20 protein-coding genes are annotated in these 25,039 nt (G+C 57.9%); 4 read left to right on the plus strand and 16 right to left on the minus strand.

What is annotated here, in order from left to right:
* Window positions 1-13: 13 nt before the first annotated feature.
* Window positions 14-940: an AraC family transcriptional regulator gene (locus PspR76_RS16320; RefSeq protein WP_159956828.1), complete on the minus strand. Its 927-nt coding sequence runs from the start codon at window positions 938-940 to the stop codon at window positions 14-16.
* Window positions 941-1,098: 158 nt separating this feature from the next.
* Between PspR76_RS16320 and PspR76_RS16325 the strand changes: the two genes are divergently transcribed.
* From PspR76_RS16325 to PspR76_RS16335, 3 genes are all read left to right on the plus strand, one after another.
* Window positions 1,099-2,478 carry an NAD-dependent succinate-semialdehyde dehydrogenase gene (locus PspR76_RS16325; RefSeq protein WP_159956830.1) on the plus strand — a complete coding sequence of 460 codons (1,380 nt, stop codon included), beginning with the start codon at window positions 1,099-1,101 and terminating at the stop codon, window positions 2,476-2,478.
* A 112-nt stretch (window positions 2,479-2,590) separates the two neighbouring features.
* On the plus strand, window positions 2,591-3,499 hold the full coding sequence (locus tag PspR76_RS16330) for a LysR substrate-binding domain-containing protein (RefSeq protein WP_159956832.1): 909 nt from the start codon (window positions 2,591-2,593) through the stop codon (window positions 3,497-3,499).
* A complete protein-coding gene (locus PspR76_RS16335) occupies window positions 3,496-3,852 on the plus strand; it encodes an MmcQ/YjbR family DNA-binding protein (RefSeq protein ID WP_159956834.1) in 357 nt (118 codons plus the stop codon). Before PspR76_RS16330 ends, PspR76_RS16335 begins: the two co-directional genes overlap by 4 nt.
* A gap of 3 nt (window positions 3,853-3,855) precedes the next feature.
* Here the strand turns inward: PspR76_RS16335 and PspR76_RS16340 are convergent, their stop codons facing one another.
* The 14 genes from PspR76_RS16340 to PspR76_RS16405 form a co-directional block, all read right to left on the minus strand.
* Window positions 3,856-4,329, minus strand: a complete 474-nt coding sequence (locus PspR76_RS16340) for a DoxX family protein (protein WP_442966671.1) — start codon at window positions 4,327-4,329, stop codon at window positions 3,856-3,858.
* Window positions 4,292-4,750, minus strand: a complete 459-nt coding sequence (locus PspR76_RS16345) for a response regulator (RefSeq protein WP_159956838.1) — start codon at window positions 4,748-4,750, stop codon at window positions 4,292-4,294. The genes PspR76_RS16340 and PspR76_RS16345 overlap by 38 nt, the downstream gene beginning before the upstream one ends.
* A 62-nt stretch (window positions 4,751-4,812) precedes the next feature.
* Entirely contained in the window at window positions 4,813-5,583 is a 771-nt protein-coding gene (locus tag PspR76_RS16350) for an OmpA family protein (protein ID WP_159956840.1), read from the minus strand.
* Between the two features lie 9 nt (window positions 5,584-5,592).
* A complete protein-coding gene (locus PspR76_RS16355) occupies window positions 5,593-5,997 on the minus strand; it encodes a DUF4398 domain-containing protein (protein ID WP_159956842.1) in 405 nt (134 codons plus the stop codon).
* Window positions 5,998-6,178: 181 nt separating this feature from the next.
* Window positions 6,179-8,980 (minus strand): autotransporter outer membrane beta-barrel domain-containing protein, encoded by a 2,802-nt coding sequence (locus tag PspR76_RS16360; protein WP_159956844.1) that lies wholly within the window; start codon window positions 8,978-8,980, stop codon window positions 6,179-6,181.
* A 143-nt stretch (window positions 8,981-9,123) separates the two neighbouring features.
* Entirely contained in the window at window positions 9,124-9,696 is a 573-nt protein-coding gene (locus tag PspR76_RS16365) for a hypothetical protein (protein ID WP_159956846.1), read from the minus strand.
* Window positions 9,697-9,718: 22 nt separating this feature from the next.
* Complete coding sequence (locus PspR76_RS16370; protein ID WP_159956848.1) at window positions 9,719-12,295, minus strand: fimbria/pilus outer membrane usher protein; 2,577 nt, start codon at window positions 12,293-12,295, stop codon at window positions 9,719-9,721.
* 30 nt (window positions 12,296-12,325) lie between these two features.
* On the minus strand, window positions 12,326-13,066 hold the full coding sequence (locus tag PspR76_RS16375; RefSeq protein WP_159956850.1) for a fimbria/pilus chaperone family protein: 741 nt from the start codon (window positions 13,064-13,066) through the stop codon (window positions 12,326-12,328).
* A 114-nt stretch (window positions 13,067-13,180) separates the two neighbouring features.
* A complete protein-coding gene (locus PspR76_RS16380) occupies window positions 13,181-13,825 on the minus strand; it encodes a DUF1120 domain-containing protein (protein WP_159956852.1) in 645 nt (214 codons plus the stop codon).
* Between the two features lie 230 nt (window positions 13,826-14,055).
* Window positions 14,056-17,679: a transporter substrate-binding domain-containing protein gene (locus tag PspR76_RS16385; protein ID WP_335927637.1), complete on the minus strand. Its 3,624-nt coding sequence runs from the start codon at window positions 17,677-17,679 to the stop codon at window positions 14,056-14,058.
* 32 nt (window positions 17,680-17,711) lie between these two features.
* Entirely contained in the window at window positions 17,712-18,338 is a 627-nt protein-coding gene (locus tag PspR76_RS16390) for a response regulator transcription factor (protein ID WP_159956856.1), read from the minus strand.
* A 91-nt stretch (window positions 18,339-18,429) separates the two neighbouring features.
* Window positions 18,430-19,578: an EAL domain-containing response regulator gene (locus PspR76_RS16395; RefSeq protein ID WP_159956858.1), complete on the minus strand. Its 1,149-nt coding sequence runs from the start codon at window positions 19,576-19,578 to the stop codon at window positions 18,430-18,432.
* Between the two features lie 164 nt (window positions 19,579-19,742).
* Window positions 19,743-20,126, minus strand: coding sequence for a DUF1294 domain-containing protein (locus PspR76_RS16400; protein ID WP_159956860.1), 384 nt, complete (start codon window positions 20,124-20,126; stop codon window positions 19,743-19,745).
* Window positions 20,123-20,953, minus strand: a complete 831-nt coding sequence (locus PspR76_RS16405; RefSeq protein ID WP_159956862.1) for an undecaprenyl-diphosphate phosphatase — start codon at window positions 20,951-20,953, stop codon at window positions 20,123-20,125. The genes PspR76_RS16400 and PspR76_RS16405 overlap by 4 nt, the downstream gene beginning before the upstream one ends.
* A 226-nt stretch (window positions 20,954-21,179) precedes the next feature.
* On the opposite strand from PspR76_RS16405, the gene PspR76_RS16410 reads away from it, so the two are divergent.
* Window positions 21,180-22,814: a methyl-accepting chemotaxis protein gene (locus PspR76_RS16410; protein ID WP_159956864.1), complete on the plus strand. Its 1,635-nt coding sequence runs from the start codon at window positions 21,180-21,182 to the stop codon at window positions 22,812-22,814.
* A 953-nt stretch (window positions 22,815-23,767) separates the two neighbouring features.
* On the opposite strand, the gene PspR76_RS16415 is transcribed toward PspR76_RS16410, so the two are convergent.
* Window positions 23,768-24,946 carry an integrase core domain-containing protein gene (locus PspR76_RS16415; RefSeq protein ID WP_159956866.1) on the minus strand — a complete coding sequence of 393 codons (1,179 nt, stop codon included), beginning with the start codon at window positions 24,944-24,946 and terminating at the stop codon, window positions 23,768-23,770.
* Window positions 24,947-25,039 lie beyond the last annotated feature (93 nt).

Raw genomic sequence — 25,039 nt, forward strand, 5'->3', positions numbered from 1 at the left:
GGGCTCCTCGCAATCAATGCGACGACACATAAATCGACGCCGACGTAGGCGCCGGCAACGCGTACGTGCGTTTCATCCACTGGATCTCTTCCTGTGGTGTGCGCCCGAAAAAGCGTTTGAATTCCCGGCTGAACTGCGAGGCGCTTTCATAGCCGACCTGGGCACACGCCGTGGCGGCGGTGATGTCGTTGCGCAGCATCAACAAGCGCGCCTGGTGCAGGCGCGTGGACTTGAGGTATTGCATCGGTGAGGTGTCGGTAACCGTGCGAAAGTGCGCATGAAAACTCGGCACGCTCATCATCGCTTCCGCCGCCAGCGCCTCCACGTCCAGGTGCTGGTGGTAACACCCATGAATCTTGCGGATCGCCCGCGCTACCTTGCCGAACTGGCCCTGGCGGTTGAGCGCGGCGCGCATCGAACCGCCCTGCTCGCCCGTGATGATCCGGTAGTAAATCTCGCGCACCAGCGACGGGCCGAGGATGAGCGCCTCCATCGGCGTATTCATGGCCTCCAGAAAACGCAGCAGCGACTCACTAAGCTTGTCATCCATGGGCGATGAATACATGCCGCGAGGCCTGGCCTCGACAGACGCGGGGAAATCGTCCAATGCCAGCATCAATTCGGCCGCCAGGGTGAAATCCAGTCGCAGGTACACCGCCAGCATGGGTTCTTCTTCAGTGGCCTCGGTCTCCATAGTGAATGGCACCGGCACCGATACCACCAGGTAGTGCTGGGCGTCATACAGGTAAATCTCATCGCCCAGGTAACCGCGCTTGCGCCCCTGGCAGACAATCACAATGCCTGGGTCGTAGAGCACCGGCACCCGGTGCAAAGGCCGATTCGAACGCAGGAAGCGCACGTCGTCCAGCGCGGTCAGGTTATAGCCTTCGACAGGCGCCAAGCGGCCCATCAACTCGATGATTCGTTGCGTGCGTCCCATGCTGCAAGGCTCCTGGGGAAAACCGCACGTTACTGCGCAAACATCGCCGTGGCTACGCGCTCATAGGAATAGGCAATCAGCACATTGGAATGGATATTCGCTCGCAGCGCCCGTTTCCGTAGCCTGAATTAGCACATTCAGCCCCCGGAGATTGCCTCATGCTTATCGTCTACAACCCCGCCACCGGCGAAGAAATCGGCCGCGTTGCCAAGAACACCTCAGCCGAGGTCAAGGCGGCGGTCGACCGCACCTGCGCGGCCTTCCCTGCATGGTCCTCCAGGCTGGCCAAGGAGCGCAGCGAGATCCTGCGCCGCTGGCACGACGCGGTAAAAGCCGACAAGGAAGCCTTCGCCGAACTGCTGTGCCGCGAAAACGGCAAGTGCCTGACCGAAGCCCGCGGCGAAATCGACTACGGCCTGGGCTTTATCGAGTGGTACGCCGAAGAAGCCAAGCGCGTGTATGGCGACACCATTCCCACCCACGACCGCAACGCCAACGTGGTGGTGACCAAGGAAGCCGTCGGCCCGGTCGCGGCGATCACGCCGTGGAACTTCCCCTTCATGATGATCACGCGCAAAGTCGCCACGGCCCTGGCAGCCGGCTGCACCATGGTGATCAAGCCTGCCGAAGACACGCCGCTGACCGCCTTCAAGCTGCTGGAATACGCACGCAAGGCCGGTATCGAACCCGGTGTGCTGGAAGTGGTGGTCGGCGACCCCAAGGAGATCGGCCTGATCTTCACCGGTGACCCACGCATTCGCAAAATCACTTTTACCGGCTCCACCGGCGTCGGCAAATTGCTCGCGGCGCAATGCGCGGCCACCCTCAAGAAAATGACTCTGGAGCTGGGCGGCAACGCGCCGTTTATCGTGTTCCAGGACGCCAACCTCGATGAGGCGGTCAAGGGCTTGGTCAGCGCCAAGCTGCGTAATTCCGGCCAGGTGTGCATCTCGCCGAACCGCATCTTTGTGCAGCACAGCATCCTTGAAGATTTCATCAAACGCGTGAAGGCCGCCGTCGCCAAGATCGACGTGGATCAAGGCCTGCGCGAAGACTTTGTGGTCGGCCCGCTGGTCAATCAACTGGGCTTCGACAAAGTCGTGCGCCTGGTCGAAGACGCCAGGGCCGCGGGCGCCAAGGTGCTGATGGGCGGCAAGCCCCACGCCAGAGGTGGGCTGTTCTACGAGCCGACCGTATTGACCGGTTTGCAGGACGACTCACCGCTGGCCACCGGAGAAATTTTCGGCCCGGTATTCGCCATTTATTCGTTCAAGGATGAACAGGAAGTGATTGCCCGCGCCAACCAGACCGAGTTCGGCCTGGTTGCCTACGCCTACACCAGCGCACTGGGGCGTTCGTTGCGCCTGTCACGCCAGCTGGAAGCCGGCATGGTGATTCTCAACTCGGGTTCGGTGGGCACTGCGTCGATTCCGTTTGGCGGCATCAAGCAGTCCGGTTATGGCCGCGAAGGCAGCTATTACGGGATCGAAGAGTACGTGCATGTGAAGTATGTGCTGATGGCCGGCGCGCAGTTCTAAGTGCTTGACCACTGCCAAAGCGAGTGCCCACAAGGCACTCGCTTTTTTTGTAGTGGATTTGCCCTCGCCAGACGCGGATGATTCGTCCCACTGACAGGACAATAGGTTGCCCATGCAAGACCTCAATGACCTCTACTATTTCGCCAAAGTCGTCGAAGCCGGCGGCTTTGCGGCGGCGGGCCGGCTGCTGGGGATTCCCAAGTCGCGGCTGTCACGCCGTATTGCCGAGCTGGAAGAACGCCTCGGCGCACGCCTGTTGCAACGCACCACACGCCAATTGACCCTGACCGCCGTCGGCGAGCGCTATTTGCGCCATTGCCAGGCCATGCTGCTGGAAGCGGAAATGGCCGACGAGGCCGTGGCCAGCATGTCCAGCGAACCACGCGGGCGACTGCGGGTCAGCTGCCCGGTGGGCATGGCCCAGCACATGCTGCCGGACATGGTCGCGGGGTTTCTCGCCGCTCACCCACTGGTGCAGCTGGAGATGACCTTGGTCAACCGCCGTGTCGACCTGGTCGCCGAGGGCATCGACGTGGCCTTGCGCGTGCGCGAGTCGGGCGATGAAGACCCGCTGCTGGTGACCAAGCGCCTGCGCCAGGCGCAGACCCTCCTGGTGGCCAGCCCGGAATTCATCCGCGAGCGGCACATCAACACCCTCGACGACCTCAAGCAACTGCCGGTACTGGGCGCCCTGGAGGCCGACCGCCTGGTGCACCTGCGCCTGATCGACCCACAAGGCAAGAGCGAAGACCTGGCACTGGAAGCCCGCCTGGGCATCGACGACTTTATCGTGCGCAAGGCCTGCGCCATGAAAGGCCTGGGCTTTACCGTGCTGCCGATGATGTATTGCGAAGCAGAATTGGCCAGCGGCCAGTTGGTGCAACTGCTGCCGCAATGGTCATCGCCGGGAGGCTGGTTGCAGGCAGTCTACCCACACCGACGTGGCGTGCTGCCGGCCATTCGAGCCTGGATCGACTACCTGGAAGAAGCCTTCAAGGGCTGCGGAGACCGCTTGCTATGAACATGACTGAAGCCCAAGTCGCCGCCTTCTGCCTGAGTCTGCCCGGCGCGCGGGAAGACTATAAATGGGGCGGCGTGCGCGTCTTTTCGATTGCCGGCAACAAGATGTTCGCCCTGCAGAACCTGCGGGGCGAGTCGTTGGCGTTCAAGGTCGACAAGGCGTTGTTCCTCGGCCATGTGGACCGCCCCGGCATTCACCCGGCGCCGTACCTGGCGCGCGCGCAGTGGATCATCATGGAAACGCCCTACCCGCTGGGCGCTGAAGAACTGCGTGGCTTGTTGCAGCGTTCCCACCAGTTGGTGGTGAGCAAGCTGCCCAAGCGTACGCAGGTGGGGCTTAAGCTGGAGACATAACCTCTAACGGATGTTGAATCGACGATCCAGCGACAGCGTGCCCGCCCCCCGAGCGATGATGATCAGCAACAAGCCCGCGAGGACCAGATGGGTTGGCCACTCCCCCGGAAACAGGAAGACCTGGATCACCGCGGTCATTCCAAGCAATGCCAGCGCAGACAGCCGTGAGAACAATCCCACTAGCAGAAGCAGCGGAAACAGGTGCTCGGCGTAGGCTGCCATGTGCGCCGCCAGCCCAGGGGAAATGAACGGCAATGCATAGTCGGTGCGGAACAGTTCAAGGGTGGCTGGCGAGACGGTCAAGAAGCCTTCGACTTTCGAGCGTCCTGCAGTAAAGAAAAACCCTGCGATACCCAACCGGGCAACCATTACCAATAGTGACTCGCCCAGCAACGCGCTGGTGCGGTCCGCTAATTGATTCCACCTGCCGCGCAGGCTTTTATCGTGAGTAGAGACTGTGGTCTGTAGTGTGTCCAAAACGAACTCCATGGGTGATGAGGTTATTGGCAACCAACGGGGTCGAGTCAATGATCTGCATGAACCCGGCCAGTGATCGAAAGTCCGGCGTTTTTTCCAGTGAGGCGTGTACCGCTTGATGCCCGGCGGTCGGCATATCGGACAGCCCGATCCGGTAATCGCTGTAGACCAACGCGTGATGGACGTGGGCGTTGAATTGGCAAAAATGCGCGAGGTTCACGCCTTCATGGACCGCCATCAATGAATCAACGATCAACAAATCAAATCGATAAACCGGCGGCGCGGTCAGGGCGACCAACTCGTGGTAAGACCCCGCATGGGCGATGCAGAAGTAACCCAGGCGATTCAACATTTTTTCTATGACACACCGCTGCACCGGCTGTTTGTCTGCAATCAGTATTCGTAACGTTCTATTGACCATGGTCTGAGTTCCAGGACGATGCAGGCGGGGCCTGCACGTTTTCAGCTATGCAACGTTGGCGGCTATCGGGCCAGGACCGCCGTCGAGCCATTGGAGACGATCACTTCCACCCGGCGATTCAGCTGGCGGGCACTGGCGGTGTCGTTACCGGCAACCGGGTATTCCTCGCCATAGCCATGGGTAATGATTCGTGCAGGGTCCACGCCTTGCTGAATCAGGGCGAACGCCACCGCATCGGCACGTCGCTCAGACAGCTTCTGGTTCGAGGTTTCGCTGCCGACGGTGTCGGTGAACCCTTCGATGCGCACTTTGCGTTCGAGGTTGTTCTCCAGGAAACCCGCCAGCTGTTGCGCATCGCGCCGTGCCCCCGACTTGAGGTCAGACTTGCCGGTGTCGAACAACACATCGCCAAAGGTAATCACCTGGCCACGGTCGCTCGGCTTGGCATCCAGTGCCTGCAAGGCCTTGAGCTGTTGAGTGCGAACATCCAACTGCACCTGGGTGCGTTCAACGTCGATATTGGCCAGGCCTGCGCTGGCCTCACGCCCGGCAATGGTCTGTTGCGCCAGGGCAATTTTCTGCGTGGCCAGGTACGCCAGCTGATCGACACCCGCAGCCTTGCGGTCCGAGTTGGACAGCACGTCGGCCTTGCTCAGGGCGGCGAACGCTTCTTTGGTTTCGATCGATGCCAACGTGCTCGACTTGGGATTGTTTTGCAGGTCCGAGAACTGTTGGCGCGCGTCGAGCAACTGAGGGTTTTCCGGTGTTGCAGCACAGCCCGCCAACACCAGGGCAACAGCCGAGGCCAGGGGTAACAGCAAATAGGTACGCATGGTTAATCCTTAGCGGGTTGGAGTAGGAACTGACGCCGGTGCTTGCAGCATTTCCTGCTTGAGCACTTGAATGCCGCCTTGGGCGTCCGCCAGCGCTTTCTGCGTTTTAACCGTGGTCGCGGTGCGCTCGGCCAGGCTGGCATCCGCCTGAATCTGCTCAGCCAATGCCTTGACCTTCACATAGTTCTTTTCACCCAAGTCCCGCTCCATCACGAAGACTTTGTCTTGTGCGGTCTTCATCTGCAGCGGCGCGTATTCAGTTGCCCCGGCGGACACGGCACGGTTGACCGCGTCTTTGGCGAGGGAAATCTGGTCCGTGGGGATCGGGGCACTGGCACACGCACTCAAGGTCGCGGCGGTGATCAACAGCAACAAGGGCGCAGGTGCTCGGGTATAGATTTTTCGATAATTCATTCAATGCTCCAACCACTTGATGTTGAGTAACGTCCAGGGATGAACCCAGTGGCTGATGGTGCACTGCCCCCTCTCGAGAACAACGACGAACGGGCCTGCAACCCTGTAGGGAATTTCCCACTCATTAAACGCTGGGCAAAAAAAGACCCGGCATCAAGCCGGGCCAAAGGAGCGGGGTTCCTTACCAGAGATAGCGATAACCGAGCGTCACCCCCCAAGGCTGCTCGATGTCATCGCCTTTGGCGTATTCGGCGTCCAGGGAGATCTTGCTCTTGGCCGTGACTTGCACGACTGCGCCAAAACCCAGGTCGCCACGGTCACCGGCCAGTTCGGTCTTGAAGCGGTTACCGTTGACCTTTACGTGGCTGTTACCGGCGTGCTCATTGATGTACGAGGCTTTGACGTAAGGCTGTAGGTTCAGGCCGTTGTCCAGCGTCAGGTTGCGCCCCAGCAACGAGCCCACCCGGCTTTGCAGCGAGTCCACTCGCTGGGCATCCACCTGCAGCCCGTTACTGGCGGTGTATTGCGCGCCCTGAGTACGGGTAGCGGTGAGTTCCAGTTGCGGCTCGACAAACCAGCCGTCCTTAAGGGCAATATGCTTGCCGACCTCAACGTCCATGCCGATGCCATGGCTGCCGTAGGAAGACTTGACCGACGAGCCGAGGTTAGTGGGCGTCTTGATGTCGGTGTCGAAATGGCTGTACTTCAGGACGGTATCGACATAGATGCCGTTGTCATTCAGGTACGTCCCATAGGCACCGATCATTTGGCTGTCGATCGACCCCGTGGCGCCTTCGCCAAAGTTCAGGTCGGAGCGCGCCGTGCCGACCATGCCGCCCACGTACACCTTGCCGCTGGCCAGTGGAATTGCCTTGTCGGCACCCACTTCCACACCGGTGTTGTTCTGGGTGAATGCACGGCTGGCCTTTTCACCAACGTTAAACTGACTGCCAATCGCCCGCGTCCACACACCGCCCTCATCCTGGCCCATGCGTAGCTCGCCCAAGCGCTTGACCAGCACGCTCATCTGCGAATTCCACAACGTCGCGACAGCCGTCTGGGACGCGATCGCGGCGTTGCTGCCCTTGGACAGGTCATCAGGACTGCCCGGCACCGCCGAGCTGTTCACCAGGAACCAATCGTCGCCTTGCTGCTCAAGGGTGTAGCGAAACGCACCAGCGTCCACATGGTCACCATACAAACCGAACTGCCCTGCCCCGCCATTACCATCCACCAGGCGCAATTCGCCGCCTGCTGCGGCGGGTTCATTTCCGGTGTCTTGTACGATCAGGGTATGGTCGCCCTCAATCTGGCCGCCAACCCGCAGCAGATTGCCCTGGAGAGTGGCCAGGTCGGTATTCATCAGGAAGCCGCCGTTGCCACTCAGGTCGCCATCAATGGTGAGCGTGCTGAAGGGGCTGCCCGTGAAACTCACCTGCCCGCCCGCCATGTGCAATTGGCCGACCTGTGAGTCGCCCGTCATCTGCCAGATGCTTTGATCCAGGGTCAGGTTATCCAACCCGTGAACCGTGCCGGTCAGGCTGGAGCTGTCTCGCAGCGACAGCGCAGAGTTGAGTGCGTCGACCTGAATATCCCCAAACAGGTGCGAGCGCTGTGCGTTGATTTGCACATCCTGGGTGTCGACAAAGGAGCCGTCGGCGAGTGGGCGTTGCTCCACCACCAGCAGGTCTTTGGCACTGATCTGCGAATCCGCCAGGTCGATAGTTGCGCTGCCGCCCTGCACGCTGATGCCGCGACCGTTGGCGGCGCTGATGGTGCTGCCATTCAGCACGAAGGTGTTGGTTACGCCTGCGGTGGCCAGCGATTGCAGGCCGATACTGTTGTCTCGATCGGCATTCACGCCAACGTTATCCAACCGCACGGTCCCGCCATTGGAGGCTTGAACGCCTCGAGCGAACTCGCCCGTCAGGTTGACGGTAGAGTGGCTGATGTCGATGCTCGAACTGCCGGAAGCCACCAGCCCAATCCCATTCTGGCTGCCGCGTATGTCCATGCTGTCCAGGGTGATCTGCGAGTGCTCGCTGGCAAACGCACCCACGCTGTTGGCGCCGACTTGCAGCAGCATATTGCGCGCATCAATGGACGAGGTGTTACCCGCGTACAACGCGTAGGCATTGCTGCCGGCCGTTAGGATCTGGCCGCCGTCCAGGGTGGCCGTGCCGCCCAACTGGGTGAACACGCCAATCGCACCGTCGCCTTGGGTCTCGATGGACACGTCACGGGCGATCAGCTCGCTGTCGGCGTCCGGTACCCAAATGCCGAACGCATTGGCGCCGGTCGTAGTGACTTGTACGTTGTTGAGCGTGGCGGTGGCATTACGGTTAACGTTGATCCCGATCGCGTTGGCGCCAGAGGTGCTTACCGACACCGTGTCCAGTGTCGCCACTGTGCGGTCGGTGGTGTTATTACCACGCAGATACACACCATGGGCCGTGGCGCCAGAGGTCGCGATCGTCGTGTTTTTTGCATCGAACGTGCTGGCACCCAGCACGTTGACCGCCGACGAAAACTCGCCCTGGGTGGTCAGCGTCAGGCCGTCCACCTGGAGTTGGCCGCCCTGGGCCATATTCAACGCAAAGGCATTGTCACCCAGGGTACTAATCCGGGTATCGGTGACTACACCGCTGTTGCCTGTTCCGGAAAAGCTCAAGCCATGGCTGGCATCACCCAGCGTCGACAGCGTTGAACCACTGACCTGCACGGTATTGTCATTGCCGCGAATCACCACAGCATGGCTGGCCTGCCCGTCGGCGCTCACCAAGCTGTCGATGATTTGCAGGCTGAAGTTGCTGTCAGGGACGCTGATACCCGGCTGGTTGTCGCCGGTTTCGTCGATGGTCACACCGTCGTAAATCGGGTCGGCCAGCGTGGCGGCATGCGCCACGCAGAACGCTTGCAGATCGATGGTCATGATAACGGCGGCTGCAACCATGCTCAGGGCGAATTTCGGTAGGCGAGTCATAAGAATTCCTTGCTCTTTTTTCGGCATGTGCAAGCCCGCATCGCCATGAGTGCCATGGTGACGGTATTCAGGAATGAAACTGCGGGGAGTCAGCCCCAGTTGGCGTTTCGAACGTTTACACGCGGCGGGAAGTCAGCCGGCAGTCAGTAACTGCTGACCTGGAAAGAGAGGTTGGCTTCAAGGGTTTTCGCGTCACGGGTGCGCAGTTCCGAGGTGGGCACCATGGGGTGAATATCCACCTGTATCGACAACACCGAACCTTCAAGCGCCATCCCGCCGCTGACTGGAATCACTCGATCGCCAGGCATCGCTTCAATCGAAGCGCTGGAGGTGCCGGGCACACCACCCAGCGTACTGACTTGAGCCAGGTCCACACGGCGGCCATCGAGCAAGGCATCGCTCAAGGTGACACCCACCTGCCCCTGCCCGGCGAACCGGAACTGCTCGCCTTTGGCGGCACCGCGTACCTGGATCACCAGCTTGGCGGCGATTGGGCAACTGGCGTTCAGGCTGACTGCTCGCCGGCCTAGGGTTTGCAGGGCGTTAGGGCTTTGAGAGTCGTTGGAAGCCGGGCGATTGACTTGCCCGAAGTCCATGTTGGGGTTGCTCAAATTGATCTGGCAGTCCTGTGCGAAGCTCTGTTCGGCCAGGAACACGCCGTATACCGCAATCGCGACCAGCGCAAAAATCTTCAGATGACGCAATTCAAATTTCATGACAGTTCCTCGATGCCGGGCATCAACCTGCGGTGCAGGTGGATTTGGCGGTTTCGAAATAGACATTCAGGTCCGGCTCGTCCGGAAGTGAGAAATGCACAGCGCACGACTTGCCTTCACCAAGGCTGATACTCAGTGCGTCGGTCAGTTGTTCATTGGCAATAAACACCTTGCCGTCATCCACCACGGTGGTGATGAACTTGCCCTTGCCATCGAGCACCGCAGAGCCCTTGGTGACGGGCTTGCCGTCGGCGCCGTTGATTTGCAGCAAAGCGCGGCGGGACTTGATCACCGGGAAGTCGAGTTTGTTGACCGAGCCACGGCCGGCATTGACGGACTTGAAGCCGTTCTGGATATCGACGTTGCGCGGCAGGCTCTTGGTCTCGATATCAACTCGCGTATTTTGATAGGCGTTAAGCTGCGGGATCACGGCGTTACCCCACGGATCCGTCCACACCGGGCCGCTTGGTGTATTCAGCTTGACCCCGCCGACATCTCCGACCTTGGCCACCCCAAAGGTGTCGGATAATGGGTACGGCGACAGCGTCACACCGTCTTCGTGCACCGCCATACCACCACGCAACTGACCGCTGTAGCTGGTGCTATCGGAGCCGTTACGCGAATAACCGAGGTTGGCCTGGGCGTAACGTGGCAGAAGACTGACATTGCCCGAGAAATCCTGTTCGTTGCGCTGGATATCCCGCTCGGTATTCAAGCGGTACTTGGCAAAGTCGCCGCTGTTGTCGTCATACGTCGTGCCAAAGCGGGTATTGCCGTTACGCTTGCTGGCATACTCTCGCACGCTGCGATTGCCCCCCAAGGGAACACTGACGGTGAGGTACATCGCAGTACCGCCGTCATCGGTGCGACGCCCGCGAAAATCATCGTCAAAGGTCTCTCTGCGGCCTAAGTCACGCTCCACGTTGAAGCTCACCGTGGCGTACTTGAAGGGCTTGTTCCACGCCGCATTGACATAGCGTGTTTTGTGCCCATCAAAGGTGTTGCCCGCCGAGTAACCTGCGGTAACGCTGCCCAGCCACACGTTATTCCAGCCGACATTGAAGCCGTACTGATCCCGGTTGAGGGTTTCAAAGTAGCCTGGGGTGTTTACCCGGGTCGTATCAAACAGATCGCGAAAGCCGGAAGTCTGGCGCGTTACGTTAACGCCAGCATTGAAGTTTTTCGTCAAGAGGGTGTTGAGCGTTATGCTGGCCTGGGTGCCTTTAACCCCTTCCTCGCCAGCATTGGCCACGGTATTTCGCACGCTCATGTAGGTGGTAGGCGTCAGATTCGAATCCAGCGTCCAGGCAGCAGCCGTATAGCTATTGTTGCTGAACATCAAGCCGGTCGAGAGCGTGTTGGTTGAGTTCAGCAACCAGCCGCCCGTGCCGGTGACCACCATGGGGGATTGCTGTTCGTCATTCTCGAAGGTGCGTACCTTGCCCACCGCGACCGAATAACCCGGTGCGCTTAACGTCCCCTGTACCAATGAAGCCGCTGCGACAATAAAACTGCGTTGCTCGCCACTCGCTTCAATAACCCGTACGTCCAGGTCGGTAAAACTGTTGAGCAACTGCACATTCGGTAGCCTGAACGGCCCTGCGGCTACGAGCGAGGTGTGAATCAACGCACCCGCTTGTCGAACCTCAACCCTCGCCGAACTCTGGGCGATACCTTCTACGGTGGCGCCACCTACGTTTTTACCTTGCAGGCCGGCATCCGGGACCATCTGTGCGCCCGTGATGGCTGCACCCGGAAACACTGAGTTGCGAATGTTGATCTGGCCAACCTGTAACGTCGATTGCAACGGAACAAAGGTCTTCTGCCCGTAGGTGTAGAGAGACTGGAAGTTACGATTGTCGTTCTGAACGGTATAGCTCTGCCGGCTGCGTACAATCCAGTCACCGGCATTGAAGCCCACCTCGGTACTGGTCGAGTAATAACGACTTGCACCGCTGGAAAACTGGTTGTTCTGCCCTAACACATCATAGTTGAACAGCCCGGCAGTGCCGCCGGAGTCATACACACCCAACTCTTGAGTGAGCGGTCGCAGTGCATCGGTACTCACCAGCAGAGAAACCTCTTCGCGACTGGGCTTGAGCGTAACCTCCGTCAGCGGATAGGCCGCCAGAAAGTCGTAGCAAGCGTCATCCGGCAATTCGGCGTCAGGGTTCACCAGGTAATTTTTGTCCGGAATAACCAAGTTGGCTTGATCCAGGAAATGCCGGGTGAAACACAACTGACCTTCTTCGTCAAAACGCGCCTGGACATTACCCCGTGGGCGGCCATTAACAGAGAGCCCGACTTTGCGGTCGCCTGCGGAAAAACGCGGGGCCTTACTGAAGAATTCGCCAATGGCTGGGTCAAGCCCACGGCTCTTGAGTACACCAAGATCGAACGTCGCGTTCGACGGCGATGTTTTTAACTGTGCGTCCGCCACCGGGTTGTTCACAGTGGTTGAAGCTTTGGCATCGTGCACACCCAACCCAATCAGGGTTGCAATCATGGCCGTCAGTGATTTGAGGTTTGACGGTATGCCGATACTGGAACTGCGCGCAGCCGTTCGCACGGTGTACGCCACTGTGAAGGAGCTAGTCATGGATGTACTGCCTGGTAGGTCCGAACGAAATTACTGCTGGATCAATTCCGCATCGAACGGTTTGGCCGCAAAGCCATAGGTTGTTGCCGGGAAAATTTGCACTTTGGCATCAGCTGACAAGCGAGTACCGGCGGGAAGATCAAAACGGTCAGTCATGCCCGGCAAGATATAAGTACGCGGTAGGGTAAATGGGATGTTTGCAGGCATAATATTGATTTGTTGATTAAGCCGGACGACATAACGGCTGTCATTTTTCACTGTCAGCTTTCCACCAACGACTGACCACTTTAACAACACCCAGGGATCAGCTTTTATTGGCAAGTCGGCAGGCGTTATTAATACAGCGAGATTCTGACGCACCGATACACCAATAATGGCTGGAGCATCAGGGTCTTTCTGTGGAATACCTTCAAAATTAACCCGTTTCAAACGCTGCGTAGTAATCGGTGTTTCCGATTGCAGGATAAAACGAACCAACTGCTTCTCGCCTGGTTCAACCCGAGCCACAGGAGGGGTTGCGACTAAAATGTTTTCTTGATCTTCTGGCAAACTTTCTAGCGTCGTATATAAAAGCGCTACTTTACTGTCGGTATTGGTCACCGTCATCGTGCCCTCACCATCAGCCACGCTGACAAACACTACAGTAGACTCAGGGATCATACCGGCCGCCTGAACAGCACCTGAAAACACTGACAGCACTGCAACTGAAATAAGTAAACGAATCCGATCAAACGGAAATCCAGTTAATTTAAAGGCTGGAGTTAAACTCATAGCAACATCCCAAATACACAGGCATATTGACGCCCTCTCGCCAATCGCAGCGAGAGGGCGTCAATTCATGACCACTTTAAATGACTGATCATGAAAGCTGATCAATTAGTACGATTAGAGATAACGCACAGTCATCGTCGAAAGACCATCCAGTGTGACAGAGGTGGTCATGTCCAGTGTATTGGTAGGCGCGATGGAAGTTAATACCTGGATAGTACCGCCGAAATCAGTATAGGTGCCTGGCACTACTGTGCCGGTGGGAGCGTAAGACTGCATACGCACGCCGTTATTTAGTTGAACCGAGCTAGCATCAGCTTGGCTCCATGCGCCGGTGGTGCCGTCACGAAATACCAGGTTAACTGTTGTTCCGTCACCAGTAGCAGCAGCGGTCAATTGACGCAATGTATAGCCCCCGATTTTATTCACACCTTGCAGACCAAGACCGAAGTTGGAGTTATTCACAACTGAAGCAGTACCGGACCGGCCGTCAGTCCAAGAGGTACCCACGGAGATTGGGGCATCGCAATGGATGGTGTAGCTAATAGTCCGAGTGGCGAGAAGTGTCGCTACAGTAGCGCTAAGGGAAGAACTAGGAATCAAGCCATAGTCAACCTCGCCACCACCGGCAAAGGTCGGAGTGCAAGCAACAGGAGCAATCGTACCAATAACGGTCAAATCAGCAGTATCCACTGCAAACGCACTGCTCGCGCTCATCAACAACAGCGAACCCAGCAAGGCTTTTCTAGGAAAGTTCATCATCAGTTACCTGCAATTAATATAAGTCCAAAGAAAGGTTGTTGATGCCAAGTCCAGTGGACTCGTTGTATTGCATCCCTTCACCTGAAACAAATAGTAACTGCCGATTCAAAGGTTAACGACATGAACCCGCCCAAGGATTTGTAGGGAATTTCCCACGTGTTTTTTATTGGTTTCCAGGAAATCTTACGTAAACCGACTACTCAATAACGCCGGGATTTACCTCCCATTGATCAACTTAAATTGCGATACGTCCTCAGGCTCGTTGCAAGGCCCTTCATTTCCTCACTCAAACCCGCAACAGCCGACTCAAGCGCCTCCTCGTCCAGATTGGCTGCACACACCGCCTCAAGCTGCTCGCACGCGGCGATCAGCCCGTGCGCCTTGATGATCCGCGCTCCGCCTTTAACCTTATGGGCAAGGTCGCAAAGCCCCTGGACATCTTCTTCAAAGAAAATCACCGGCAATCTAGCGAGCTCCTGATCGTTGCTCTGGGTCAAGTCACCCAGCAACTCATCGAGTGCCACGGCATCACCCGCCACCAGCTGTCCAAGCTGACTGAAGTCGATAGCGGCATGTTCTGCCGGGGCCGCGTCCGACATTGCGACCGTAATTGCGGCCGACGGCACCAGGGCCAGGCAGCTCTCCAAGGTTTTCAGGTTGGTGGGTTTGAACAGGCAATCGTCCATGCCTGCGTTCAGGCAATTGGACTTCTCATCAGGCTGGGCGTTGGCCGTGAAGCCAATGATCAGGCAATGCTGCCCGTCACGTGCCCGCTCCTCGGTGCGTATTGCCCGCGTCAGGGCATAGCCATTCATGATCGGCATGTTGCAGTCCGTGATGACCACATCAAAAGCTTGCGTTCTCCAGGCCCGCAGGCCATGGGCACCGTCTTCGGCTTCAATGACTCTGTGGCCCAGGTAGCTCAACTGCTTGGAGAGCAGCAGGCGATTGGGTGGGTAATCATCTACCACCAAAATGCTCAATACCCGCTGTTCAGTTGGGGCGTCAGTCACCGGCAGCAATACCTCCACCAGCGGTTCCAGTCTCGGCAAATCAACTAACATCTCGATTTGCGTACCTTTGCCCAACACGCTGCTCAGACGCAATGTGCCGCCCATCATTTCACACAAGGTCCGGCTGATCGCCAAGCCCAGGCCGGAGCCAGTGCGTGAGGATTGGGTGTTGTTGCTGGCCTGGGTAAACGGGCTGAACAGTTGACGCTGATCCTCGATGGAAATACCAATACCTGAGTCTTCGACCTGCAAGCGAATAGACACATGCGCTTCGATTGTCGAAGGCAAAACATCGAGCTTGAGGTGAATGCCCCCCTCGCTGGTGAACTTGATGGCATTGCCCATCAGGTTGGAAACCACCTGCTTGAACCGCAGTGGATCAATCAGCACATCGCAATCTGCTCGCTCATCCAGATCAAGCGCCAGGTGCAAGTTTTTCTGCCGAGCCAGCCCCTCGAAAATCCGGATCTGGGACTCAACCAGTTCCCGTAAGTTAGCCCGCTCCGGGTTCAGCGAGAGCTTGCCTGACTCAATCCGCACGATGTCCAGAATGTCGCCAATCAGGTCTTGCAGACCAAGCGCTGCACCCGAAGCCACCTCGATCGCAAAACGGTCAAGTACGCCCTGATCCGCCTTTTTCAGCGCCAGCTCGAGCATGCCAATCACTGCATTCATTGGCGTGCGAATCTCATGACTCATGGTTGCCAGAAACGTCGTTTTCGCCCGGTTGGCATCATCAGCACTATCTTTCGCCTCGTCGGCCAAGGCCCGAGCCTCCTCGACCAAAGCAAGTAAACGCTGACGCTCGCTGATATCCATCCAACCCGCAATCAGGCCTATCACCACGCCCGCCACATTCCGATAGGGCAACATCCAGTGATAAATGTTAATGACCTTCCCGTCGGGCAAAGTCAGCGTGCGGTCTTCAAGGCGCGCATTGCCCTCAGACATGACCTGCAGGTATTCAGCATGGTAAGCCGACGCTTCATGAGGGTTAGCAAACGTGCTGTCGGTAATACGCTTACCCAGTGTGTCTTGACGCTCAAGGCCAAACGCTTCGAGGTACACGGTATTGCAGATCAGCATGCGGCCTTCGCGATCGCGCACGTAGATCGGATGGGGCGTGCCATCGATCAGTACCCGCATGAATTCCAACTGGTTGTTTAGGGCCGCTTCCGCCACCTCGCGCCGTCGAATCAACGTGCGCAAATAGACGATCCAGGCCGACGCGAACAGTAACAGCACAATGGCTGCGCAAAACCCTTGAATGATCGTCGTACGGTTACGCCGCCAAAAACTGTCATCAATCACCGTTTCGCCGTGCCAACGGTTGGACAGCTCGCCCATTTCTTCAGGCGAAATGCTCAACAGCGCCTTTTCCAGGATCGAGTACAACTCCACCGAACCGTGCCGGGTGGCCAACGAAACCCGGGCAGGTACTTCGCCAAGGGTGCTGGACACCTGGAGGCGGCCTCGGTACAGCCGGGAAATCATGTAACGCGCGGTCAACAACGAGTTGACAGCACCGTCCACCTTGCCCGCAGCCAACAGCTCCATCGCTTCTGCTGCATTGTCAGCATCCACAATCTGTACCAACGGGTAGTTGTTCGCCAGGTATCGGCGCAGCACGTTACCTTTGACCAGTTCCAGTTTCTTCCCGGCCATCTCATCAAGGATCGTGGGGCTGCCCTTCCTTATGCGACTGACCAATACATAGGGGGCCGTGAGGTACGGCCGGGTGAAACGCATGGTCTGTTCACGGTCGGCGCTGGGGGTGATGGCGGCAAGCACATCAGCGCTGCCGTCGCCGAGCTGCTGGATGATCCCGGACAAGGTGCTGCCCCGCGCAATATCGAACTGCAGCCCGGTGCGCAGGCTGATCTTGGCCAGCACGTCGGCGCTGATCCCGCGAAAATCACCCTCTTCGTCAAAGAACGACATCGGCAGAAAGTCTTCCACCACCGCGACGTGCACCCGCGGGTGTTCATCGATCCAGCGTTGTTCATTGGCAGTGAATTGCAACAGGTGCTGGCCGGGAATGCTGATTTCCAGGGCGCCCCAGCGGCGAAGAATGGTCAGGCGCTCGTTCAGCGGGATCGCCGCCAGGGCCGTATTGACCAAGCGCTGCAACGGGCTATGGTCACGCAGCATGGCAAACGCAAAACGACTGCCTTGCATGGCAGAGAACCCGGCCAGTTGCAGGTTGTTCAAGTAATTGCGGCTGATCAGGTAGTTGGCGCTGATGGCATCACCGAGGTAGACATCAGCGTTGCCGAACGCCACCGCACCCATCGCACTCAGGGTTGAGGAAAAAAGCTGGATTTGTGCGTCAGGATAGAAGGTGCGTACCTGCTCCGGCGGCAGGTAGTGGTAGAGCATGGCGACTTTTTTGCCGGCCAGGTTCAGGGCCGGTTGCGCGAGATCATTGCTGGCGGTGACCAGGGTCGGTTGGTCATCGGCGTATGTCATCGACATCAGTAAGGCGGGGTCGATTTCTTCAAAGCAGTTGGCGGTGCCCAGCAGGTCGATTTGACCGTGTTTAAGCGCCTGCACCACCTCGCTTCGGGAGTCGAAACGCAGCACTTGTATCGGCACCCGCAAGAGCTGCGACAGCAGCTGGGCGTAATCGGCCGTCATGCCTTCGTAGTCGCGGCCATTGCTGGTGATGTCGAAAGGCGGATAGTCCGGCGCCGAGATACCCAGGCGTAGCACGCCTTTTTGCTGCAACCACCGCCAATCCGCGTCAGCCAGAGAGACGTTGTAATGCTCGACGTTCGACCTGCCGAGCAGTTGCAGAGGCTCTGCGGGCGCAGCGGCAACCGGCGCGAGCCATACACACAAAAGGAGTAGTAAGGCCCTCGGGCAAGAGCGCATCAAATAACGTCGTTACGCTTGGCCAACGCGGCTAAATGGATAAGCGAGGTAATGTTCAGCTTTTCGATCAGCCGGGCTTTGTAGGTGCTGATGGTTTTGTTGCTCAGCAACATGGATTCTCCAATTTGCTTGTTGCTCAAACCCTGGGCCAACTGCTTGAAAATCGACAGTTCGCGGTCGGACAGGCTTTGAATCAGCACGGCTTCCGATGCCTGAACATCATCCCGGCGTACGGAGTTGACGGTAAGGTCGGGGAAAAACGTATAGCCCGATTTGATGGCGTTGATGGCCTTGATCAATTCGCACAAATCATCGGCTTTCGAAACATACCCGGCAGCACCTGCCTTCATGCAGCGCAATGAATAAAAGACTGGTGAGAGCGACGTCAGCACCAGGACTTTGGTCGCCAGCTTGAGGTTGCTGATGCGATTGAGGGCGTCGAGCCCGTCGACCCCGGGCATGGAGATATCCAGCAATATCAGGTCCGGTTCGTGTTCGCGCGCCAACTGGACAGCGTCGGCACCGTTGCCAGCCTGCGCAACCACCTCGTAGTTTTCCTGCTGGAGGATCATTTTGACCGAGGAGCGAATGAATGGATGATCGTCGACAATGATGGCTTTTAACATGTTTACCTCTGGGCACTATGCAAACGGTAAGGTCACAGTGCTTATACAACTCGTTTGAAGATCATAGGCCGATGCAACCTGCAGCGCCGGTTTAAATTCTGTTCGGCCGCATCCCACGGGTTTTACTCAGCCAACCAATCAGTTGATGCGATGTCATGGGTGACGCGTAGTGCGTGCCCTGCCCCAGCAAACAGCCCAAATCGACGAGCGTCTGGCATTGATCGGTATCGCTGATGCCGTCGATCACCAATTGCATATTCAACGAAGAGGCCAGCCCCAGGGTGCTGGCAATCATTGCGCGGCTTCGAGGCTGCTGAAGGCTCTGGGCAAACTCAGCGTCGAGCTTGATCTGTGTGAAGGGTAATTGGCAGAGCGACTTGAGCGACGAAAACCCCCGCCCAAAGTCGTCGATGGACAAATCACAGCCCATCATCCGCAAGTGAACCAGGCTCTCCTGAATGCCGTACCTGACGTCGAGCAAACTGCTTTCGGCCAGTTCGAAGGTCAAGCTTGACCCAGGCAAGTCATAACGCTTGAGTGAGCGGTGGATATGCTCGGTGATCGCGTTACCCTGCAATTGTGACGCGTACATATTGAACGCCAGCCCCAGTGTGTGATGGCTGCGGTTCAGCACGCTGAGCAAACTCAAGCCTTGCTCCAATAGCTGCTTGAACAGTTCGTCGACCAGGTCATACGCCAGCACTGCCGCCATGAAATCCTTGGGCAACAGCAGCCCTCGCACCGGGTGCTTCCAGCGTGCCAGTACTTCAGCCCCGGCATCGTCGCCACTGCCGAGCACGCACTTAGGCTGGTAGTAGGCACGAAACTCCCCGAGGTCGAGACCACGACGCACATCCTCTTCGCTGGGTAATGCACCGGTGGGCACGTTGATCGGTGATACGGTGAGGCTATGGGTGTTGTAGCGCGCCAGCACCTGTTGCAAGGCGCGGGTCTCTGCAGAGGGGCTCAACGCCCCCAGCAACTTTAAACCCGAGAAATGGGTCATTTGCCCCAGGGCACGATGAAGCGGTGGCGGTAAGTCACTCAACACCACCACGGCACGCACCAGGCCCAACTGCCTGGCGCAGTTGAGAAACTCAAGACAATCCAATCCTGGGTAACCCAAATCGCACAACACGATATCGACCGCACCGTCGTTGTTCAGCAACGTCATCGCCTGCTCACCGGAGCCAGCCTGCAAGACGCTGTAGACGCCCAGTCTTCTCAGTGCGACGACCATCGCGTTACGTTGAGGCCCGTGACTTTCTAGAACAAGAACGCGAGGAAAAGTCATCAATTGCCTGCCAGGTACTCATAGACCAAGGCAGGCAAGTGTACGGTTTGAGTCTTATTTTTGAGGAAGGCGGTTCCCGCAGGGCTGTAGGGATTTTCCCAAGACCTGTTCTAGAAAACCGATAAGAGCGTGCCACCGAGAAACAACTGGTCAATCCAGAACACCTCGTGCAGCAACACAATCACCCAGAACAGCACTTGGTACGATACTTTGCGCGTCTTGTGCCGGAACACTTGCTGGGCGATCAACGCCCCCGGCCAGCCGCCCGCCAGCTCGACGGCGTGGAGGATGTTTTCGCGCACGCGCGGGCCGTCTGATTGCGCCTTGCGCTTATCGCCCCAGTACAGCAAAAACGCCACCACGCTGACCACGCCATAGGCCGCCAGCGGAATCACCGTCTCACCGCGCTGCCACACCAGTGCCGCCCCCAGCAGCGGCGCGGCGCACAGCAATACAAAGATCAGCGCCTTCAGGCGCGGGTGCTGAATGTTCACGGCTTGACCGCCGACCAGTCGATCCAGCCGAACTGCCAGGTCGCCAGGATCACCAGGCCGAAGGCGATGCGATACCAGGCAAACGCCGCATAGCTGTGGCTGGCGATGAACTTGAGCAAGGCCTTGACCGCAATCATCGCGAAGATAAACGAGGTGACAAACCCGATGGCAAACACCGGCAGATCATCCGGCTGGAACAGGTGACGGTACTTGTAGCCCGAATACACCGCCGCGCCGACCATGGTGGGCATGGCCAGGAAGAACGAGAACTCGGTGGCGGTCTTGCGTGACAGGCCGAACAGCAGGCCGCCAATGATGGTAGCGCCGGAACGCGAGGTGCCTGGGATCATCGCCAGGCATTGGGCCAGGCCAACCTTCAGCGCATCCTTCCAGGTGATCTCGTCCACGCTTTGCGCGTGCACCGCATGTTGCCGGCGTTCGGCCCACAACATGATGACCCCGCCCACCACCAGCGCGGTGGCCACGGTGATCGGGTTGAACAGGTAATGTTTGATCAGGTCGGCAAAAATCACCCCCAGCACAATGGCCGGCAGCACCGCGATCATCAGGTTGACGGTGAAACGCTGGGCATTGCGCTGGGTCGGCAAGCCGATGACCACGTCGAGAATCTTGCGCCGAAACTCCCAGACCACGGCCAGGATCGCGCCCAATTGAATGATGATGTTAAACGCTTCAAAACGTTCGCCGCCGAAGCCGATCAAGTCGGCAACGATGATCTGGTGGCCGGTGCTGGAAATCGGCAGGAACTCGGTCAGCCCCTCCACAACGCCAAGAATCAATGCCTGTATGGCGGTCCAAAAATCCATGCTTCCCCCAAAGGTCATGCGCTGTGGCATGCCTTGACTGTCTTTTTAATGTTCACTGACGCAAGCGCACTCAATTTTGCGCGGCTGATTTTCAACATCGGCCTGCAAAAATTTCGTGAAAAATCAGGGAGTACTCAGGTTTTTCGATTACAGGCCGAAAGCCTATCAGACAAGCCGGAATTGTCGATGCGGCACACAATTATAAAAAGCAGGGAGTGACAGGACGATGAACAGTTTGCGCAACATGTCGATCAGCCGCCGTCTGTGGCTGATCCTGATAGTCGCCGTGTTGATGCTGCTGACCTTGGGGCTGTTGATGCTCAAGCAGATCCATGGCGACCTCTACCAGGCCAAGCGCCTGCAGACCCAACACGTGGTGCAGACCGCCAGTGGCGTGCTGGCCTATTACCAGAACCTCGAGAAAACCGGCGTGCTGACCCGAGAGGTCGCGCAAAAGCAGGCCCTCAGCGCCGTGCGTGGCTTGCGCTACGACCACGACGATTATTTCTGGATCAACGACCTGACGCCCGTGATGATCATGCACGCGGCCAACCCCAAGCTCGATGGCCAGAACCTCTCGGCGATTCGTGACCCGGACGGTTTTGCGGTATTCAACGAGTTCGTGATCCTGGCCAAGGCCAAGGGCGCCGGTATCGTCAACTATCGCTGGCCCAAGCCGGGTGCCGAAGCGCCGGTGGAGAAAACCTCCTACATCCAACTGTTCGAACCCTGGGGCTGGATCATCGGCTCCGGCGTGTACGTGGATGACGTGCAGGCCGAGTTCAAGGGCCAAGTCTGGAACGCCTCGCTGATCGGCCTGGGCATCGCGCTGGTGATGGCCGTGCTGGTCCTGTTGATCGCCCGCAGCATCGTGCACCCGTTGCAGGCGGCGGTGAACGCCATGGCCAATATCGCCAGCGGCGAAAGCGACCTGACGCGCAGCCTCGACACCCACGGGCGTGACGAAGTCACCCAGCTGTCCCAGCACTTCAACAGTTTTACCGCCAAGCTGCGTCAGGTGGTCGGCCAACTGCAAGTGTGCGCCAACGCCTTGGGCCAATCGTCGACGGAACTGGGCACCAACGCCAGCCAGGCCCATGACCGCAGCCAGCAACAGTCGCAGCAGATGGAGCTGGTGGCGACGGCGATCAATGAAGTGACCTACGGCGTGCAGGACGTGGCGAAAAACGCCGAACACGCCGCCAGCGAAATGCGCGATGCCCAGGCCCAGGCGCAGCAGGGCCAGGTGAATATCGACGGCAGCTTGCAGCAGATCGACCAACTCTCCAGCACCATCAGCCAGGCCGTGGAAGTGATCCGCACCCTGTCCAGCGAAAGCACGCAGATTGGTGGCGTACTGGAGGTGATTCGCTCGATTGCCGACCAGACTAACCTGCTGGCGCTTAACGCCGCGATTGAAGCTGCGCGCGCCGGGGAACAGGGGCGTGGTTTTGCTGTGGTTGCCGATGAGGTGCGATTGCTGGCTCAGCGTACGCAGAAATCCACGGCTGAGATCCAGGTGATGATTGAGCGTCTGCAAGGGCACTCGGAAGCGGCGGTCAAGGTGATCAGCGACAGCTATAGCGCCTCGCAGCTGACGATTGAACAGGCCGGCCAGGCCGGTGCGAGCCTCACCGCCATTGGGCAGGCGCTGCGTAATCTCAACGGGCTGAATGCGTCGATTGCCAGCGCGACGTTGCAACAGGCGCATGTGGTGGAGGACATCAACCAGAACGTCACCCAGGCGGCCGGGCTGTCTCACAGCACTGCGTTGGCGGCGGAGCAGTCGAGCGTGGCGAGTGAGCATTTGCGTGGGTTGAGTGAGCAGCTGGGTGGGTTGTTGCGCCAGTTTAAGGTTTAGCTGGGGGCTGGTTTTTTAGATGGGGTTGAGTACATATCCGTTGTTTGGGTAGAGGCTGAGATGGGTTCCGCCCTTACGGCGGGTCACTTTGGAAAAGCCCCAAAGTAACCAAAGGGCTCTTGCCCCACCACTCGGCACCTCGCCTAGGCTCGGTGTGCCCTCACTCCGGCTTTGGAGCGGGGGCCGCCGCGATGGGCCATCCCTGGCCCAGCGCGGCTAAACCGGCGTCCTGCCGGTTTACCCCCGCTCCAAAGCCTGCGTTCGGCCAGCGTGGTTTAACGGGGCGCCTAAGATCAAAAGCAAGATCAAAAGCAAGAGCACGGCGGCCTAGTAGCCGACCTGAGTGGTTAGATCAAAAGCAAGGCCGAGGCGGCCTGTTCATTGAAGCTGAACTCAATCAAATGTGGGAGCTGGCTTGCCTGCGATGGCATCAACTGGTTCTGCCTGATACACCGAGGTGCCTGCATCGCAGGCAAGCCAGCTCCCACAGAAAAGCAAAGCACAGTGGTCTGACGGCCGAACTCGGTTAAATTGTGGGAGCGGGCTTGCTCGCGAATGCGGTGAGTCAGTGACAGATGAATTGACTGACCCACCGCATTCGCGAGCAAGCCCGCTCCCACATTTTGGATCTCAGTACATCAGGTAGATGTGCTTTTGCCCTGCTTTTGCCCTGCTTTTGCCCTGCTTTTGCTTCTACCACTCAGGTCGGCTACTAGGCCGCCGTGCTCTGCTTTTGATCTTGATCTGGGATCGCCCCATCAACCACGCTGGCCGAACGCAGGCTTGAATCCGTGGGTAACCCGGCAGGACGCCGGGTTAGCCGCACTGGGCCATGGATGGCCCAGTGCGGCGGCCCACGGATTCAAGCCGGAGTGAGGGCACACCGAGCCTAAGCGAGGTGCCGAGTGGTGGGGCGTGTACGGGACAACCACATGGGTTACACAAAAGTGCATTCACATAGGTAACACTTTGAGTGAAATATAGCCGTCCTTGTCTGCATTCCTCGCATCCACTTGTCCGAGGATCACTGGGCCGAAAATAACAGCCCACACATCGTCGCTCAGCATCTCCATTCCAATAGTCTGGTATTTCAGTAAATGCCCCACATAAATCCGCAGACCTGACCGATAAATCATCCCGTTTGAGTCAGTCCGGTAACACTCAATATGACTTGCATAACCCATCTCCGGCAGTTTCTCCGGATAGGCTCGAGGTGAAGGTGAATAGCATGAAGCCGGTGTTTTCTGGCTCAGCGCTTCATGCCCTCGCTCGTAATTGTAGTGCCGTATGAAACGATCAAAGTGTTTCTGCTGAGACTCCCAAGCAACCGCAGGTGGATTGGGCAAAGTGCTTTTCAGTGTTCGGTGCATACGCTCGTGCCGGCCATTTTGGTCTGGCCGACCGGGCTCGATACGCTCAGGAATGATACCCAGCCGTAGCCACCAGATCGACAACTGTGACAGCCCTCCGCGCCCTGTGCTGGCAAACGGCACTCCGTTGTCAGTACGGATGCGCTCAGGCAAACCATACTCGCGAAACACCCGTTCGAACGTCTCTTGGGTCTCCTTGAAATTGGTGCTGGGCATGCTCTGACAGGCAAGTAAGAAGCGACTGGCATGATCCATGATTGTTAGCGGATAACACCATACGCCCGCGCCTGTCAGGTACTGGCCTTTGTAGTCAGCACTGAAAAGCTGATTAGGCACATCTGCCTTACGTAACGGTTTTGGATAGACAGCAACTCTTGGCCGCAAGGGGCGCGGCGTGATCAGATCAGCCGCTTTAAGGATGTTATAAATAGTCGTTTTCGAGGGCGGATCCTGGCCCGGAAAACGCTTTATCAAATCACTCTGGATTTTTTTCGGACCAGGGATTGTCTCGCCTATAGAACGAAGTTCGATAATTGCCTGCTTTACCGCCAAAGGCACCACATAAGTCTGGTGGTGCCGACGACGACTACGCTCATCAAGCCCACCGGGGCCTTCTGTTTTGTATCGCTCGACCCACTTATAGCCAGTCTTTCGGCTGATTTCATAGTCTCGACATAGCTGACTAAGGCTGTGTTTTCCAGTCAGGTATTCAGCGACAAACATCACTTTGAGGTCCATAGGTTTCAGCTCTTTCCAGGGCATGGTCAGATCCTCACGAAATCGACCCTGCCAGTTAAAAACTGTTACCTATGTGCGTGAACTGATTTGTAACCCATGTGGGTGAGTCATACCGGC

The organism is Pseudomonas sp. R76 (genome assembly GCF_009834565.1).
Classification (GTDB): domain Bacteria; phylum Pseudomonadota; class Gammaproteobacteria; order Pseudomonadales; family Pseudomonadaceae; genus Aquipseudomonas.

Coding starts and splice junctions, on each gene's coding strand:
- PspR76_RS16320 (WP_159956828.1), bottom strand. CDS start 940: ATGGGACGCACGCAACGAATCATCGAGTTGATGGGCCGCTTGGCGCCT.
- PspR76_RS16325 (WP_159956830.1), top strand. CDS start 1,099: ATGCTTATCGTCTACAACCCCGCCACCGGCGAAGAAATCGGCCGCGTT.
- PspR76_RS16330 (WP_159956832.1), top strand. CDS start 2,591: ATGCAAGACCTCAATGACCTCTACTATTTCGCCAAAGTCGTCGAAGCC.
- PspR76_RS16335 (WP_159956834.1), top strand. CDS start 3,496: ATGAACATGACTGAAGCCCAAGTCGCCGCCTTCTGCCTGAGTCTGCCC.
- PspR76_RS16345 (WP_159956838.1), bottom strand. CDS start 4,750: ATGGTCAATAGAACGTTACGAATACTGATTGCAGACAAACAGCCGGTG.
- PspR76_RS16350 (WP_159956840.1), bottom strand. CDS start 5,583: ATGCGTACCTATTTGCTGTTACCCCTGGCCTCGGCTGTTGCCCTGGTG.
- PspR76_RS16355 (WP_159956842.1), bottom strand. CDS start 5,997: ATGAATTATCGAAAAATCTATACCCGAGCACCTGCGCCCTTGTTGCTG.
- PspR76_RS16360 (WP_159956844.1), bottom strand. CDS start 8,980: ATGACTCGCCTACCGAAATTCGCCCTGAGCATGGTTGCAGCCGCCGTT.
- PspR76_RS16365 (WP_159956846.1), bottom strand. CDS start 9,696: ATGAAATTTGAATTGCGTCATCTGAAGATTTTTGCGCTGGTCGCGATT.
- PspR76_RS16370 (WP_159956848.1), bottom strand. CDS start 12,295: ATGACTAGCTCCTTCACAGTGGCGTACACCGTGCGAACGGCTGCGCGC.
- PspR76_RS16375 (WP_159956850.1), bottom strand. CDS start 13,066: ATGAGTTTAACTCCAGCCTTTAAATTAACTGGATTTCCGTTTGATCGG.
- PspR76_RS16380 (WP_159956852.1), bottom strand. CDS start 13,825: ATGATGAACTTTCCTAGAAAAGCCTTGCTGGGTTCGCTGTTGTTGATG.
- PspR76_RS16390 (WP_159956856.1), bottom strand. CDS start 18,338: ATGTTAAAAGCCATCATTGTCGACGATCATCCATTCATTCGCTCCTCG.
- PspR76_RS16395 (WP_159956858.1), bottom strand. CDS start 19,578: ATGGTCGTCGCACTGAGAAGACTGGGCGTCTACAGCGTCTTGCAGGCT.
- PspR76_RS16405 (WP_159956862.1), bottom strand. CDS start 20,953: ATGGATTTTTGGACCGCCATACAGGCATTGATTCTTGGCGTTGTGGAG.
- PspR76_RS16410 (WP_159956864.1), top strand. CDS start 21,180: ATGAACAGTTTGCGCAACATGTCGATCAGCCGCCGTCTGTGGCTGATC.
- PspR76_RS16415 (WP_159956866.1), bottom strand. CDS start 24,946: ATGCCCTGGAAAGAGCTGAAACCTATGGACCTCAAAGTGATGTTTGTC.